The sequence below is a fragment of the Rhizobium rosettiformans genome (assembly GCF_016806065.1).
Classification (GTDB): domain Bacteria; phylum Pseudomonadota; class Alphaproteobacteria; order Rhizobiales; family Rhizobiaceae; genus Allorhizobium.
The window spans coordinates 415,681-429,734 of the sequence record NZ_CP032405.1 but is presented as its reverse complement, the minus strand read 5'-3'; the positions used below and the strand labels follow the sequence as shown (position 1 = coordinate 429,734).

Annotated in this window: 12 protein-coding genes; 6 read left to right on the top strand and 6 right to left on the bottom strand. The window is 61.6% G+C overall.

From position 1 onward, the window contains the following. The first annotated feature begins 125 nt into the window (after positions 1 to 125). The 4 genes from D4A92_RS02160 (at position 126) to D4A92_RS02145 (ending at position 6,774) form a co-directional block, all read left to right on the top strand. Positions 126 to 1,937: a sensor histidine kinase gene (locus tag D4A92_RS02160; protein WP_281435266.1), complete on the top strand. Its 1,812-nt coding sequence runs from the start codon at positions 126 to 128 to the stop codon at positions 1,935 to 1,937. After that, complete coding sequence (locus tag D4A92_RS02155; protein WP_006724717.1) at positions 1,934 to 3,277, top strand: sigma-54-dependent transcriptional regulator; 1,344 nt, start codon at positions 1,934 to 1,936, stop codon at positions 3,275 to 3,277. Before D4A92_RS02160 ends, D4A92_RS02155 begins: the two co-directional genes overlap by 4 nt. 239 nt (positions 3,278 to 3,516) lie before the next feature. Next, positions 3,517 to 4,494, top strand: a complete 978-nt coding sequence (locus tag D4A92_RS02150; RefSeq protein ID WP_203017806.1) for a TAXI family TRAP transporter solute-binding subunit — start codon at positions 3,517 to 3,519, stop codon at positions 4,492 to 4,494. Positions 4,495 to 4,593: 99 nt separating this feature from the next. Next, positions 4,594 to 6,774: a TRAP transporter permease gene (locus tag D4A92_RS02145; RefSeq protein ID WP_203017805.1), complete on the top strand. Its 2,181-nt coding sequence runs from the start codon at positions 4,594 to 4,596 to the stop codon at positions 6,772 to 6,774. Between the two features lie 88 nt (positions 6,775 to 6,862). Here the strand turns inward: D4A92_RS02145 and D4A92_RS02140 are convergent, their stop codons facing one another. From D4A92_RS02140 to D4A92_RS02125, 4 genes are all read right to left on the bottom strand, one after another. Beyond that, positions 6,863 to 7,960, bottom strand: a complete 1,098-nt coding sequence (locus D4A92_RS02140; RefSeq protein ID WP_203017804.1) for an ABC transporter substrate-binding protein — start codon at positions 7,958 to 7,960, stop codon at positions 6,863 to 6,865. Further along, entirely contained in the window at positions 7,957 to 9,351 is a 1,395-nt protein-coding gene (locus D4A92_RS02135; RefSeq protein WP_203017803.1) for a sensor histidine kinase, read from the bottom strand. Before D4A92_RS02135 ends, D4A92_RS02140 begins: the two co-directional genes overlap by 4 nt. Beyond that, positions 9,338 to 10,015: a response regulator transcription factor gene (locus D4A92_RS02130; RefSeq protein WP_054147896.1), complete on the bottom strand. Its 678-nt coding sequence runs from the start codon at positions 10,013 to 10,015 to the stop codon at positions 9,338 to 9,340. Before D4A92_RS02130 ends, D4A92_RS02135 begins: the two co-directional genes overlap by 14 nt. Positions 10,016 to 10,206: 191 nt before the next feature. Continuing rightward, positions 10,207 to 10,425 carry a hypothetical protein gene (locus D4A92_RS02125; RefSeq protein WP_203017802.1) on the bottom strand — a complete coding sequence of 73 codons (219 nt, stop codon included), beginning with the start codon at positions 10,423 to 10,425 and terminating at the stop codon, positions 10,207 to 10,209. Positions 10,426 to 10,646: 221 nt separating this feature from the next. Between D4A92_RS02125 and D4A92_RS02120 the strand changes: the two genes are divergently transcribed. Next, on the top strand, positions 10,647 to 11,393 hold the full coding sequence (locus D4A92_RS02120) for an EAL domain-containing protein (protein WP_203017801.1): 747 nt from the start codon (positions 10,647 to 10,649) through the stop codon (positions 11,391 to 11,393). A 75-nt stretch (positions 11,394 to 11,468) separates the two neighbouring features. On the opposite strand, the gene groL is transcribed toward D4A92_RS02120, so the two are convergent. Together groL and groES are read right to left on the bottom strand one after the other, a co-directional pair. Then, positions 11,469 to 13,094, bottom strand: a complete 1,626-nt coding sequence (gene groL / locus D4A92_RS02115) for a chaperonin GroEL (protein WP_203017799.1) — start codon at positions 13,092 to 13,094, stop codon at positions 11,469 to 11,471. Between the two features lie 39 nt (positions 13,095 to 13,133). Next, positions 13,134 to 13,448 (bottom strand): co-chaperone GroES, encoded by a 315-nt coding sequence (gene groES / locus D4A92_RS02110; RefSeq protein WP_203017797.1) that lies wholly within the window; start codon positions 13,446 to 13,448, stop codon positions 13,134 to 13,136. 267 nt (positions 13,449 to 13,715) lie between these two features. Here groES and D4A92_RS02105 point away from each other — a divergent pair, with 267 nt between their 5' ends. After that, positions 13,716 to 13,988 carry an usg protein gene (locus tag D4A92_RS02105; protein ID WP_203017795.1) on the top strand — a complete coding sequence of 91 codons (273 nt, stop codon included), beginning with the start codon at positions 13,716 to 13,718 and terminating at the stop codon, positions 13,986 to 13,988. Positions 13,989 to 14,054: the final 66 nt, after the last annotated feature.

Below are 14,054 nucleotides of genomic sequence, written 5' to 3'. Positions count from 1 at the left end.
GCCGCCGGTCCCTGTGGGTCGGCGGCTTTTTTGCGAGCAGACAGTCGCGCATGCAAGCCGGCTTGGAAAGCTGCAGCCAGGCAGTTATCCTCGGCACGATAAGGAGCGCGCATTTGACGATTGGAATGGTACCACCCGCACGGCGATTGGCTGTGGCCCGGCGCATAATCATTGCGCTTGTCCTCGTGCTGCTTGCCGCGAGCCTGGCGCTGATGACCGTCGGCAATCGATTGATGACGCGCAAGGTCATGGACGAAGCCTCGCTCCAGGCCAACAGTGCGCTGCGACTGGCGACTTCGGCGCTATCGGGCCATCTCAGCCGCTACGAAACACTGCCAGCGCTGATCGCCGACCACGACGACATGAAGGAGCTTGTGCTCGATCCCGGCAATCCGGAGCTTCGCGACGCGACCAATCGCTACCTCAAGGAGATCAACGCTCTGCTCGAATCCTCCGACATCTATGTGATGACAATGGACGGCAACACGATCGCGGCGAGCAATTTCGACGGGGCGGCGAGCTTTGTCGGCGAGAACTTCAGCTACCGTCCCTATTTCTACGAAGCAGCGGCCGGCAAGCAGGCGCGCTTCTATGCGCTTGGCACGACATCGGCCAAGCGCGGCTACTATTTCTCTTCGCCGATCGAAGTGAACGGCGCGGTGCGCGGCGTCATCGCCTTCAAGGTCGACATCGAGGAGATCGAGACCTCCTGGCGCGGCGGTGAATACAAGATCCTGGTGCATGATCCCGAGGGAATCATCTTCATGACCGGCAACCCGGAATGGCTCTATGCCTCGGTCCTGCCGCTGACACCCGAACGTCTCGAACGGACCACCGCCTCGCGGCGGTATTCGGACGCCGTCCTGCGGGAATTGCCGATCAAGCGCGGTGCACTCGACGACCATGTGTTGATGACCATCAACCAGAGCGATGGAAATCGCGAATATCTTGTTCTGCAACATTATATGCCGGACGCTGACTGGACCGTGAAGGTGCTCTTCGACACAGGCACCATCCACGCCCAGGCGCGCACCATGCTGGTCGCCATCCTGCTCTTTCTCTGCCTCTTCGTGCTGGGGCTCGCCGTGGTCATTCAGCGCCGCGCCCGGCTGCAGGAGCGGATGCACATGCAGATCGAAGCTCAGGCCGAGCTGGAGCGGCGGGTCGAGGAGCGGACGGCCGATCTTGCGCGCGTCAATCTGCAACTGCGCCAGACCCAGGCGGACCTCATCCAGGCAGGCAAGCTCGCCGGTCTCGGCCAGATGTCGGCGGCCCTGTCGCACGAGTTCAACCAGCCGCTCGCGGCCGCCAAGACCTATGCCGACAGTGCGACGATGCTGATCGATCGCAACCGGATATCGGAGGCACGCGACAATCTTGGGCGCATTTCCAGCCTGATCGACCGCATGGCCTCGATCTCGCGCCACCTGCGCAATTTTGCTCGCAAACCGAACGAAAAGCTTGGCCCGATCTCGATCGAAGAGGTGGTTCGGGAGACGCTTGAGATCGTCTCGGCCCGGCTCGGGACAGCCGATGCCAGCCTGTCTCTCAGTTTCGAGCCCGGTCTGCCAGCAGTCCAGGGTGGGCCCGTGCGTCTGCAGCAGGTTCTGGTCAACATCCTGACCAATGCTTGCGACGCTGTCGAAGGTTTGGAGGACCGCAAGATCGAACTTTCGGCGCGGAGTTCACAGGGACGCGTCGTGATCGAGATCGCCGATCGTGGGCCAGGCGTTCCGCCGGCGATCGTCGAGCGCATCTTCGATCCCTTCTTCACCACCAAGGGCGTGGGCAAGGGGCTTGGTCTCGGTCTCTCCATTTCCTACAATATCATCAAGGATTTTGGTGGCAGCCTGACGGTCGGCAAACGGGAAGGCGGCGGCGCACTCTTTCGCATCGAACTCCTGCAGGCTGAAGCATTGAACGAGGCGGCGGAATGAATTCTGGACAGGTCTTGCTCGTCGATGACGAGGAGGAGCTGCGCTTCTCCACCAGTCAGGCGCTCGAACTGCACGGCCTGCAGGTCAAGGCCTTCGCCTCTGGAGAGGAAATCCTTTCGCGGGTCGGTTTCGGTTTCGATGGCGTGGTCGTGAGTGACATCCGCATGCCGGGCATGGACGGGATGACGCTTCTCCACCGCATCCGCGAACTCGATCACGAAATCCCCGTCATTCTTGTGACTGGACATGGCGAGGTGCAGCTTGCCGTCAAGGCGATGCGTGAAGGCGCCTACGATTTCATCGAAAAGCCGTTTGCCAGCCAAGCGCTTGCCGGTGTCGTGCGTCATGCGCTCGACCGCCGATCGCTGGTGCTCGAGAACCGGCGCCTGAGGGCGGTCGCGGGCAAGCGCGACGATATCGAGACGCGGCTTCCGGGGCGCACGCCCGTCATGGTCGACCTGCGTTACCGTGTGCGCGCCATCGGCGCCACCGAAGCGGATGCGCTGATCATCGGCGAGACGGGTGCCGGCAAGGAAGTCGTGGCGCGCAGCCTGCACGACGTCAGCGCTCGGTCGAAGGGACCGTTCATCGCGATCAACTGCGCCTCGCTGCCGGAGACGCTGATCGAAAGCGAGCTCTTCGGTCACGAGGCCGGTGCCTTTCCGGGCGCGATCCGCGCGCGCTACGGAAAGTTCGAGCATGGCCGCGGCGGGACGATCCTGCTCGACGAGATCGGCTCCATGCCCTTCGACCTGCAGGCGAAGTTCCTGCGTGTCCTGCAGGAGCGGACGATTACCCGGCTCGGGTCCAACGAGACGGTGCCGCTCGATGTCCGCTTTCTGGCGACCAGCAAGGTCGATCTCGAAAGCGAGGTCGCAGCCGGCCGGTTTCGCGCCGATCTCTTCTACCGGCTGAACGTCGCGACGCTCAGGGTGCCGTCGCTTTCGCAGCGAAGGGCCGATATTCCGCTGCTTTTCCTGCACCTGGTGCGCGAAGCCTCGGCGCGCTACGGTCGCGACGACATGGAGGTCGAGCCGGATATCTTGTCCGAGATCGCCGAGCGCGACTGGCCGGGCAATGTGCGCGAGCTAAGGAATGCTGCGGATCGCCTCGTGCTTGGCATTGAAACCGGGCTCGACGTCACGACCGATCCTGATGCATCCGCCACACGTCTTGCCGAGAAGGTGGCAGCCTATGAAAAGCAATTGATTGCCAGCGCGATTGCGGCCCATGGGGGCGCGCTGAAGCCTGTCTACGAACAGCTCGGCATTTCGCGAAAGACGCTTTACGAGAAGATGCAGAAGCACGGATTGGACAAGAATCTGGCCGTCGACGGTTGAAGCTGGGCCTGGATCTCTTGGACTTAGGTCGGCCGCGTGCACGAAATGGGTGGCTTTCCACCCATTGACCTGTCGAAATGTTACGATTTCCCCCCATGCGCGGCGTGAAAATGGCCGGGCGCGGGTGAGGGGGGCTCACACCTCGTTGCCTCCCGCTCAAGCCGAGGCTTAGCTCGCCCAAGGTCCGGCCCAGAGGAGGCGTCGGACTCTGTCACGTCAAAACATGCAGGGAGGACTTCATGAAAAAGTTCATGATCGCTATGGCTGGTGCCATGGCTCTGACGTTTGCCGCATCCGTTTCCGCTCAGGACAAGGCCGACTGGCCGGGCAGCCTGACCATCGGTACCGCCAGCCAGGGCGGCACCTACTTCATTTATGGCACGGGTCTTGCCGGCCTCATCACCGAAAAGCTGGGTGTCAACGCATCTGCTGAAGTCACCGGCGGTCCTGTCCAGAACGCCACGCTCATTGAGACCGGCGACCATCTGATGGGTCTCGTGACCATGGGTCCGGCCTACGAAGCCTGGACCGGCAACAGCGAACTTGCACCGGGTGTCGAACACAAGAACCTGCGCGCCCTGTTCCCGATGTATCAGACCCCGTTCCAGGTCGTTGCGTTGAAGTCGTCCGGCATCACGTCCGTGGCTGACCTCGACGGCAAGCGCGTCTCGGTCGGTCCTGCCGGCGGTACTGCTGCGACCTACTGGCCGCGCTACTTCGAAAGCGTCGGCGTAAAGCCGGTCATCTCCTTCTCGGGTGCCAATGACGCGACCAGCCAGGTGAAGGATGGTCTGATCGACGCCTTCGCCTTTGCTGCCGGCGTTCCGATTTCGGCCTTCGCGCAGATCGCCGCTGAAAACCCGGTCAACATCTTCGGCTTCAGCGCGGAAGAGCAGGCGAAGATCCTCGAAGCCATGCCGGAACTGGCTGCCTTCGAAGTGCCCGGTGGTCTCTATCAGGGTTTCCCTGACCCGCAGGGCACGGTCAGCCTCTGGAACTTCGCGGTCGCCAATGCCGAAATGCCTGAGACGCTTGCCTACGAGATCACCAAGCTGGTGATGGAAAACAACGATCGCATGGTCCAGATCCATGCCACGGCCTCTGAGACGATTTCCGCGAATATCGAGAAGAACACCTTCTTGCCGTTCCACCCTGGCTCGGTTCGCTACTTCGAAGAAAAAGGCATCACCATTCCCGATGATCTGAAGGGCCAGTAAAGCCCGGAACCTGCGCCTCGCGGTGCAGGCAATCGGCGGCAGCTCCGGCTGCCGCCCTCCTTCGTGCAAGATCCGGCTTCCTTATCGGGACACACCACCATGACACAAGCTGACAACATCTCAGCGCAGCAAGCCGCTGGGCCCATCGTGGCTCAGAACGTCGATGACGAGCCGGTTGCGAGCAACCAGCGGCTCCATGCAAACTGGACGAACAAGGCGATCATCGTTCTCTGCATCGCCTATACCGCCTTCCATATCGGGGTGATGAACCTCTATCCGCTCGAAACCTGGACCTATCGCCTGATCCACGTCTGCGGCGGTCTGCTTCTCGGCTTCCTGATCTATTCGGCCGTGCAATTGCCGGTCGCCGTGCCGGAGCGGGTGCGGCGCAATCCGATCGAGTGGCTTCTTCTTCTGGTGGGTGTCGGTGGCATCGGCTACGGCTTTGCCATGATCGCCTATGCCTGGGGCGCCTACTGGGTCGCCGGCATTGCGCGTCCTCCAGCCTTCGTTTTCTCGACCTATGGCCTGCCGCTCCTGGCGGGCACTGCTGCCGCGCTCCTCGCTGCCTGGTTCTTCCCCAGCCGTGACCGGACCCGCGTCGATTGGGCCGACTATGCGCTCGGCGTCGCCTCGATTGCGGTCCTCGGCTATATCCTGTTCAATGTCGGACCGCTTCGTCTGAGAGCTGGAACGGCCATGGCGCAGCCGGCGGACTTCTATGCTGCCCTGGTTGGCGTCATTCTCATCCTCGAAGTGACGCGGCGTGTCGCGGGCCTTGCCCTGGTGGTGATCGCCTCGATCTTCATTCTGTATTCCTTCGCCGGTCCCTATCTGCCCGGCTTCCTCGCCCATCGTGGATACGAGGCACGGCGCTTCTTCACCTACATCTTCACCGACCAGGGCATCCTCAGCGATCCCGTGGCGGTGTCCTCGACCTACATCATCCTGTTCATCACCTTCGCGGCTTTCCTGCAGGCGTCTAAGGTCGGCGATTACTTCGTCAACTTCGCCTTTGCGGCAGCCGGTCGTGCGCGTGGCGGTCCGGCCAAGGTTGCGGTTCTCGCGTCCGGTCTGATGGGCATGATCAACGGTACATCTGCGGGCAACGTCGTCTCCACGGGCTCGCTGACCATCCCGCTGATGAAGAAGGTCGGCTATCCCGCAAAGACATCCGCGGCGGTTGAAGCTGCAGCGTCCTCCGGCGGCCAGATCATGCCGCCGATCATGGGCGCCGGTGCCTTCATCATGGCCGAAGTCACGGGGATCCCTTACACGGACATCGTGGTTGCCGCGATCATTCCGTCGGTTCTCTACTTCGCATCCGTGTATTTCATGGTCGATCTGCAGGCGACGAAACTCGGCATGAAGGGGCTTCCGAAGGAAGAACTGCCGGTCTTCAAGGAGCTGCTGAAGCAGGTCTACCTGTTCATCCCGATCATCATGCTGATCTACACCCTGTTTGCCGGATATTCGGTTATCCGCGCTGGCACGGTGTCGATGATGGCAGCGGCCGTGGTCAGCTGGCTGACACCGCATCGCATGGGACCGCGATTGCTGGCGAAGGCCTTCGACATCGCCGCACGCATGTCGGTCCAGCTTGTCGCCGTCTGCGCGTGTGCGGGCATCATCGTCGGCGTCATCGCGCTGACGGGCGTCGGGGCTCGCTTCTCCAGCCTGCTCCTGGGCATTGCCGAACAGAACCAGCTGTTGGCGCTGTTCTTCGCCATGTGCATTTCCATCGTGCTGGGCATGGGCATGCCGACGACCGCCGCCTACGCCGTTGCTGCCGCTGTGGTCGCACCCGGTCTGGTCAATCTCGGCATTCCGGTTCTCACCGCACACTTCTTCGTCTTCTACTTTGCGGTGATGTCGGCGATCACGCCACCGGTGGCGCTCGCGGCCTATGCGGGTGCGGCGCTCTCGGGATCCGATCCGATGAAGACCTCCGTCGAGAGCTTCAAGATCGGCCTCGCGGCCTTCGTGGTGCCGTTCATGTTCTTCTACTCGCAGGCCATGCTGATGCAGGGTACCTGGCTGGAAGTCCTGCATGTGTTCGTATCGGCAAGCCTCGGCATCTACATGCTGGCGGCTGCGGTCCAGGGATGGTTCTTCGGCGCACTCGGCGTGCCGCTGCGACTGCTCCTGCTCGTCGGGGCACTGAGCATGATCAGTGGCGGACTGATCTCCGACGTGATTGGTCTGGTCGTCGGGGGCTCGCTCTTCCTCTATCAGCGCCGCTACGTCACCACGGAAGCCATTGCGCGCGGGGTGGACTGAGCGTCTCCCTGGAAACATCGATCAGAATTATGGGGGCGGCGCCGACAGGGCGCCGCCCTTTTCGTTTGCCTCACGCCGCTTTCACGCGTCACCGTGCGCCGGGCGCGAAGAGCGAGGTCCAGTTGCGAATGAACTCTTCCCGGGTGGCCCGATCCTGGGCCGCGAGCAGTGCGGGGCCGACACGGATCGGCCTGCCGATGCCGGATTCGATCAGCGAGATCGGACCGTCGACGCCCGGGGGCAGGGGGGCGTTTTCGGCAAAGTAGAAGGCTTTCTCGCGGGCCACCTTCTGGCCGCGCTCGGAAACCAGGTAATCGACGAAGCGGGCAGCGAGATCCGGCTGGGGCGAATGGGTCGGGATCATCGCGCCGCGGGTCAGGATCAGCGTGTAATCGCGGGGGACGACCACCTGCATGTCGTTGTTGCGCAGATAGCGAGCATAGGCATAGGAGCCGAGGATGTTGTAGGCGATCTTCAGTCTGCCTTCCTCGATCAGATCGAGCACTTCCTTGTTGCAACAGCTGGTCACCACCTGGGCACGGCTGAAGCTCTCCAGGAGGCGGCCGTAACTCGTCGGCGCCTGCTGGGCATCGTGGAAGGCGAGCAAATAGCCGACGCCTGACAGCTGAACATTATAGGTGCCGATCCGGGTCCAGTATTCGTCCGGCTTGCGGCGCAAGAGTTCGGCTATCTCGACATGCGAGCGGGGGACATCTTCCGGAGGCACCTGCGAGGCGTCATAGACGATGACGGCGGGCTCGAAGGCAAAGCCGAAGATTTCGTCGCGCCAGTTGGCCCAGGCCGAAACACGCTCCGTTTCCTCGGACTGGTGGGATCTGGCGCAGCCGTCATTGGCGAGCTTGACGAGATGGTCGACCGAGGAGGAAATCCACAGGTCGCCGTGGCTTCGCCGCTGACGACAGGCCAGTTCCGCCTCGCGGAAGAGATCGTTGCTGACATAGTCGTTGAATTCGACCGTCACGTCGCGCGCCGTTTCTTGGAAGTCCCGGATCAGCGGCGCAATGACATCGGCATCGGTCACCCCGTTGATGACAAGCTTCGTTCGTTCCGAGCCGGGTGCGGGAAAGACCGAGCGCTCCCCCTCAAGGGCGAGTGCCGAGGTCGATGCCAGGGTGGCCGCCAGCAGGCCGCCGACAAGGGTGCGGAATTGCGTTGAAAGGCTCATATGGTCGGCCTCGCATCAATCAGGGGGAGCTCGAGGAAAACGGTGAAGCCCGTCTCTGGCGTGCGTTCGCGGAAGGCCAGTGCACCGTTCAGCGTCGTTGCCACCTCAGAGGCGATGGCGAAGCCGAGGCCGGAACTGCCTTCGCCTGACTTCGATGAGACGAAGCGTCGGGTCACTTGCGCCCAGTCCTGGGCCGGGATGCCGGGGCCATCATCTTCCACCTCGACCAGAACGAAATCGCCCCGGCGGATCACGCGCACCGCAAGGCTCGACACCACGCCGTGGCGCAGCGAGTTGTCGATGACATTGACGATCGCTTCGCGCAGGCTCAAGCCATCGCCGAGCACCATCAAAGGCTCTGGCGGCGCCTCGAAGGAGACGACGATGTCAGGGTCGATGGTGATCGGCACGGCGGCGCGGAAGGCTTTGCGCGCGACATCGACGACGTCGATCGGCGAGAGTTGCACGGAATCGAAGCGGTGGATGACCATGGCATGGTTGAGCAACTGCGTGGTGAAGCGCGCGAGCTCCGATGCCCGGTTCTTCACCCGGTCGAGGTGGCGGCGGTCATTCTCCGAAAGAGCCTCTTCGTTGATCAGGCTGACCTGGGCCGATAACGCCGTCAGGGGCGTGCGGATCTGATGGGCACTGTCGGCAATGAAACGCTGCAACAGCTGCAATCGGTCATCCAGCCGGCCCATGAAGTGGTTGATGGACTCCACGAATGGGGAGATTTCGCGAGGCACGTTTATAGCGAGCGGTGTCAGATCCTGGCTGTCCCGGCGGCGAAGCGTGTCGCCGAGTGCATCGAGCGGTCGCAGCGAATAGCGCACGGCAACAATGGTCCCCCCGAGCGCAAGCAGGCTCATGACGCCGACAAGTACCAGGGCGCGGGTCGTCAATTCGGTCGTCAGTGCCTGACGGGCCTCGATGGTCTGGGCGATCAGGACCTTGGCCCAACCACCGAGCGAGGGATCGGCAATCGCGCGGCTGGCGGCCACCATGCGCACCGGCTGATCGCGAAAGCGTGACGTCTGGAACAGGACCTCGGTGCGGGCATTGGCAATGTCTCCAGGGAACTCCAGGTCCTCATAGCCGGTCAGCGTCGAAGCGTCGGGTGCCATGACGCGGTAGAAGATCTTGTCTCGCGGTGCGAGGCCGAGCAGTTCGAAAGCGCTCGGCGGCAGGTTGACCGCGATGCGGCCTTCTTCGACCACCAGACTGTCGAGGATCTGGATTGCCGCGCCCTGCAGGAGCCGGTCATAGGCCTCGTCGGCCGCCGCACGAGCATAAAGCCACGCCGCCGTCATCAGGATCGCGGCGCCACCCGCCAGCACGATTGCAACGCGGATGACGAGGCGTGCGAAGAGGGAGCGCCTAGTCCTCTGCATCGGACACCAATTGATACCCCACACCACGCACGGTCACGATACGCGCCCTGGCGCCTTCAAGCTTCTTTCTCAGGCGTCCGACATAGAGCTCGATGGCATTCGGGCCTGCAGGTTCGTCGAAGCCGAAGAGCTGGTCGAGCAACTGGTCCTTGCTGAAGACGCGTCCCGGACGGCTTGCCAGGATTTCGAGCAGGGTCATTTCGCGGCGCTTCAGCTGGACTTCGCGGTTGCCGACCTTGACCGTACGCTGGGTGCGGTCGAGCAACACGTCACCACAGGCAATCACGTTGGTCGCCTCGCCACCGGCATGTCGCCGCAGCAGCACGCGGGCACGGGCTTCGAGTTCCCGGAAATCGAAGGGTTTCACCAGGTAATCGTCCGCGCCGAGGTCGAGGGCGCCGACGCGGTCGTCGATTTCCGAACGAGCCGTCAGCACAAGCACAGGCACGGTCGAGCCCTGGTCGCGCATCCGCTTCAGGATCGAGAAGCCATCCATGCCCGGCAACATGACATCCAGGATCACCAGATCATATTCGGTGAAGTCGAGGATCTCGGAGGCCGCACGGCCGTTCGTCTCCCAATCGACCGTATGGCCGATGGTTTCAAAGCGGCGAGAGATGGCCTCTCCAACGTCGAGCGTGTCTTCCACGAGCAGAATGCGCATGGCCGGACGCTCGCATGTCTGACTGCCGCGATCAAGGTGAGGTAACGCTTGCATCGGCCGGGGGAAACGCGATCTGAGAGCTTTCCCGTCCAATTACTTTCGAACGCGACGTTCAATCGAGCAACGCGGCCGCCAAGGGCTTCGTTCGATGTCCTCTGCAGGTTCCGATGTTCGGCTGCTCGAGCCTCGTCTCAGGCCTGCGCCTCCATGGAAACCAAGGCTTCCGCAGGCGGTGATTTCATGGCTTCGATCAGCGATGCCATGATCGCGCTGCGAAGCGCATAGGTGTTCGCGGTGGTTTTCTTGTGATCCAGCCTCTGCGCCGCGACAACCAGATTTGCGCCTTGCTGCATGACGATCTGCTGAGCCCGGACCATCGCCCAGGTCTCAATATCAGTCTGTTCCCTCATGTCCGCATCCCCAGCTAAGTCATTTAGCCCGCGAGGCTTTCTCGAATCAGCCTCATATTCGAGGATATCCTATTATTTAAATTGATTAAATGAGGTACCCAAAAAAGGTCATGAAATAAGGACGATGCTGGTTGATATTTTAAGAGTGACCTGTGTAGCCGCCTTCAATCTTCCTTAAGAGCCCCACGCTTTAATGCATTCCTCGGCTTCAAGGAGACAACATGACCTGCCAAGGTTGCAAGAATGGGGCTGCGTTTAGCTCCACGTTCACGATGGCCTTCCAGCCGATCATGGATACGCGTCGCGGAGAGATTTTCGCACATGAAGCGCTTGTGAGAGGCGCTGACGGGAGCGGGGCAGGTTCCGTCCTGTCCCTGGTCGATCCCGACAATCGCTATGCGTTCGATCAGCAGTGTCGCGTGCGAGCCATCGAGCTGGCGGCTCACCTCTTTCCGCGCAGCAACATGCCGCATCTGTCAATCAACTTCATGCCCAATGCCGTTTATGAGCCGCGCGCCTGCATCCGACAGACGCTGGAGACTGCCCGGCGCACCGATTTTCCGCTCGATCGTATCATCTTCGAATTCACCGAAGTCGAGAAGCTCGACACGGCGCATCTGCTCAACATTCTCCGGAGCTACCGCGAGATCGGCTTCAAGACAGCGATCGACGATTTTGGCGCGGGCTATTCCGGGCTCAATCTTCTGACCCGTTTCCAGCCTGACCTTGTGAAACTCGACATGGATCTGATCCGGGGCATCGATACCGATGCGGTCAAGCAGGTCGTGGTCCGGCGGACACTCGACATGCTGCGCGATCTCGGCGTCACCGCCGTCTGCGAGGGTGTGGAGACGGCTGGCGAGCTTCAGGTGTTGACGGAACTCGGCGTGGATCTGATCCAGGGCTATTACATCGCCCGTCCGACCTTCGAGGGACTGAGCCCGGTTTCCCCGGCGCTTGCGGCCTGATCGAGGCCAGGCCGTTTCAAACAAGGAGGGGCCGCCTGCGACAGGCGGCCCCTTGCGTTTTTGCGAAAGCGGATCTCAGAAGTCCATGCCGCCGGCCGGCATCGCCGGGGCTGCGTCCTTCTTCGGCTTCTCGGCAATCATCGCCTCAGTCGTGATCAGGAGGCCAGCAACGGAGGCTGCATCCTGAAGGGCCGTGCGGACCACCTTGGCGGGGTCGATGACGCCCTGCGCAAAGAGATCTCCGTATTCGCCGGTCTGGGCGTTCCAGCCATAGGCGAATTCGGGCTTCTCACGCAGCTTGCCGACGATGATCGAGCCTTCGGCGCCGGCATTCTCAGCGATCTGACGGACCGGGGCCTCGATCGCACGACGGATGATGTCGATGCCGACGCGCTGGTCTTCATTGGCGGTCTTCAGGTTTTCGAGCGCCTTGACCGAGCGCAGCAGGGCGACACCGCCACCCGGCAGGACGCCTTCTTCGACGGCGGCACGGGTTGCGTGCAGGGCGTCGTCGACGCGGTCCTTCTTTTCCTTCACTTCGACTTCCGTCGACCCGCCGACGCGGATGACGGCAACGCCGCCGGCAAGCTTGGCCAGGCGCTCCTGCAGCTTCTCGCGGTCGTAGTCGGAGGAGGTTTCCTCGATCTGCGCCTTGATCTGGGCCACGCGGCCGTCGATCTGGCTCTTGGAGCCGGCACCGTTGATGATGGTGGTGTTTTCCTTTTCGATCGACACCTTCTTCGAACGGCCCAGCATGTTGAGGGTGACGTTTTCGAGCTTGATGCCGAGGTCTTCCGAAATCACCGTTCCGCCGGTCAAGATGGCGATGTCCTCGAGCATGGCCTTGCGGCGGTCGCCGAAGCCGGGAGCCTTGACGGCCGCGACCTTCAGACCGCCACGCAGCTTGTTGACGACGAGGGTGGCGAGCGCTTCGCCTTCGACGTCTTCCGCGATGATGACGAGCGGCTTGCCCGACTGGACCACGGCTTCAAGCACCGGCAGCAGAGCCTGCAGGTTCGACAGCTTCTTCTCGTGGATCAGGATGTAGGGATCGTCGAGCTCGACGCGCATCTTCTCCTGATTGGTCACGAAATAGGGGCTAAGATAGCCGCGGTCGAACTGCATGCCTTCGACGACTTCGAGTTCGGTTTCTGCGGTCTTGGCTTCCTCGACGGTGATCACGCCGTCATTGCCGACCTTCTCCATCGCTTCGGCCAGATAGCGGCCGATCTCGGTATCGCCGTTGGCCGAGATGGTGCCGACTTGGGCGATCTCGGCATTGTTGGAGATCTTGCGCGCATTGGCCTTCAGCTCCGCGACGACGGCTTCGACGGCAAGATCGACACCACGCTTGAGGTCCATCGGGTTCATGCCGGAGGCGACGGCCTTGGCGCCTTCCTTGACGATGGCCTGGGCGAGAACGGTCGCGGTGGTCGTGCCGTCACCGGCGAGGTCGTTGGTCTTGGACGCAACTTCCCGCAGCATCTGCGCGCCCATGTTCTCGAACTTGTCTTCCAGTTCGATTTCCTTGGCGACCGAAACGCCGTCCTTGGTGATGCGGGGCGCGCCAAAGGACTTGTCGATGACGACATTGCGACCCTTGGGACCCAGCGTCACCTTCACGGCATTGGCGAGGATATCGACGCCACGCAGCATCTTCTCGCGGGCATCGGTGTTAAACTTCACTTCTTTTGCAGCCATGGTTCACTCCTCAATAAAGCAAATGATGACCGATTTGGATCAGGCGGCTTTCTTTTCGGCAGCCTGGGCTTCGATGATGCCCATGATGTCGGCTTCCTTCATGATCAGCAGCTCTTCGCCGTCGATCTTGATTTCGGTGCCGGACCATTTGCCGAAGAGAACGCGATCACCGACCTTCACGTCGAGGGCGACGATCTGGCCGTGATCGTTGCGGGCGCCGGGGCCGACGGCGATGACCTCGCCTTCCTGCGGCTTTTCCTTGGCAGTGTCGGGAATGATGATGCCGCCCTTGGTCTTTTCCTCGGACGAAACGCGGCGGACGACGATGCGGTCGTGCAGCGGACGGAACTTCATGTTTTCCTCCTGGACAAACAAAATGGAACGTCCCCAAAGGCCGGACCGGATAAGGTCCGGACGGGTTGCCGGACCCTTTCCTGGCATCCGGCGCGCGATGATTTGGTTTTTCCGATTTTATCTTTCAAGAGGATCGCGCGAAAAAATCAGCACTCTTGTGTGCCTGCTGCTAACAGTCTGAATTTCAATCACAAATTCAAGTCGCCTCTTGCCAGATCGCGAATTTTTGTCAAACTTTTTATCGTCGATGTTCACGAGGGAAACCGCATGAAATCTTCCAATGACTTCACCCTCCAGATGGAGGGCTACGGCCTAACGACCGCACACATCCTGTACCGCATGCCAGACTTCCGCTCGGTGCTGCAGACGTTCCTCTGGCAGGACTACGATCTGGCTCCCGACTTCCCGCAGATGACGAAGTTTCTGGATTTCTGGCGAGCCAATCTCGACGGTGACCTGCATTCCGTGCGCTTCAGCCACAAGCGGCTGATTGGCCCGAACGAGTGGCGCAAGGTGGACGGAGAATTCAACCTACACTGAGGATCCTGGATCCACCGGGACGACGGGAACAAGGCAGGCTGGTGGGCGTTGGTCCGGGTCGGACAC

Coding starts and splice junctions, on each gene's coding strand:
- D4A92_RS02145 (WP_203017805.1), top strand. CDS start 4,594: ATGACACAAGCTGACAACATCTCAGCGCAGCAAGCCGCTGGGCCCATC.
- D4A92_RS02105 (WP_203017795.1), top strand. CDS start 13,716: ATGAAATCTTCCAATGACTTCACCCTCCAGATGGAGGGCTACGGCCTA.
- D4A92_RS02155 (WP_006724717.1), top strand. CDS start 1,934: ATGAATTCTGGACAGGTCTTGCTCGTCGATGACGAGGAGGAGCTGCGC.
- D4A92_RS02160 (WP_281435266.1), top strand. CDS start 126: ATGGTACCACCCGCACGGCGATTGGCTGTGGCCCGGCGCATAATCATT.
- D4A92_RS02140 (WP_203017804.1), bottom strand. CDS start 7,960: ATGAGCCTTTCAACGCAATTCCGCACCCTTGTCGGCGGCCTGCTGGCG.
- D4A92_RS02120 (WP_203017801.1), top strand. CDS start 10,647: ATGACCTGCCAAGGTTGCAAGAATGGGGCTGCGTTTAGCTCCACGTTC.
- groL (WP_203017799.1), bottom strand. CDS start 13,094: ATGGCTGCAAAAGAAGTGAAGTTTAACACCGATGCCCGCGAGAAGATG.
- D4A92_RS02130 (WP_054147896.1), bottom strand. CDS start 10,015: ATGCGCATTCTGCTCGTGGAAGACACGCTCGACGTTGGAGAGGCCATC.
- D4A92_RS02150 (WP_203017806.1), top strand. CDS start 3,517: ATGAAAAAGTTCATGATCGCTATGGCTGGTGCCATGGCTCTGACGTTT.
- D4A92_RS02125 (WP_203017802.1), bottom strand. CDS start 10,425: ATGAGGGAACAGACTGATATTGAGACCTGGGCGATGGTCCGGGCTCAG.
- D4A92_RS02135 (WP_203017803.1), bottom strand. CDS start 9,351: ATGCAGAGGACTAGGCGCTCCCTCTTCGCACGCCTCGTCATCCGCGTT.
- groES (WP_203017797.1), bottom strand. CDS start 13,448: ATGAAGTTCCGTCCGCTGCACGACCGCATCGTCGTCCGCCGCGTTTCG.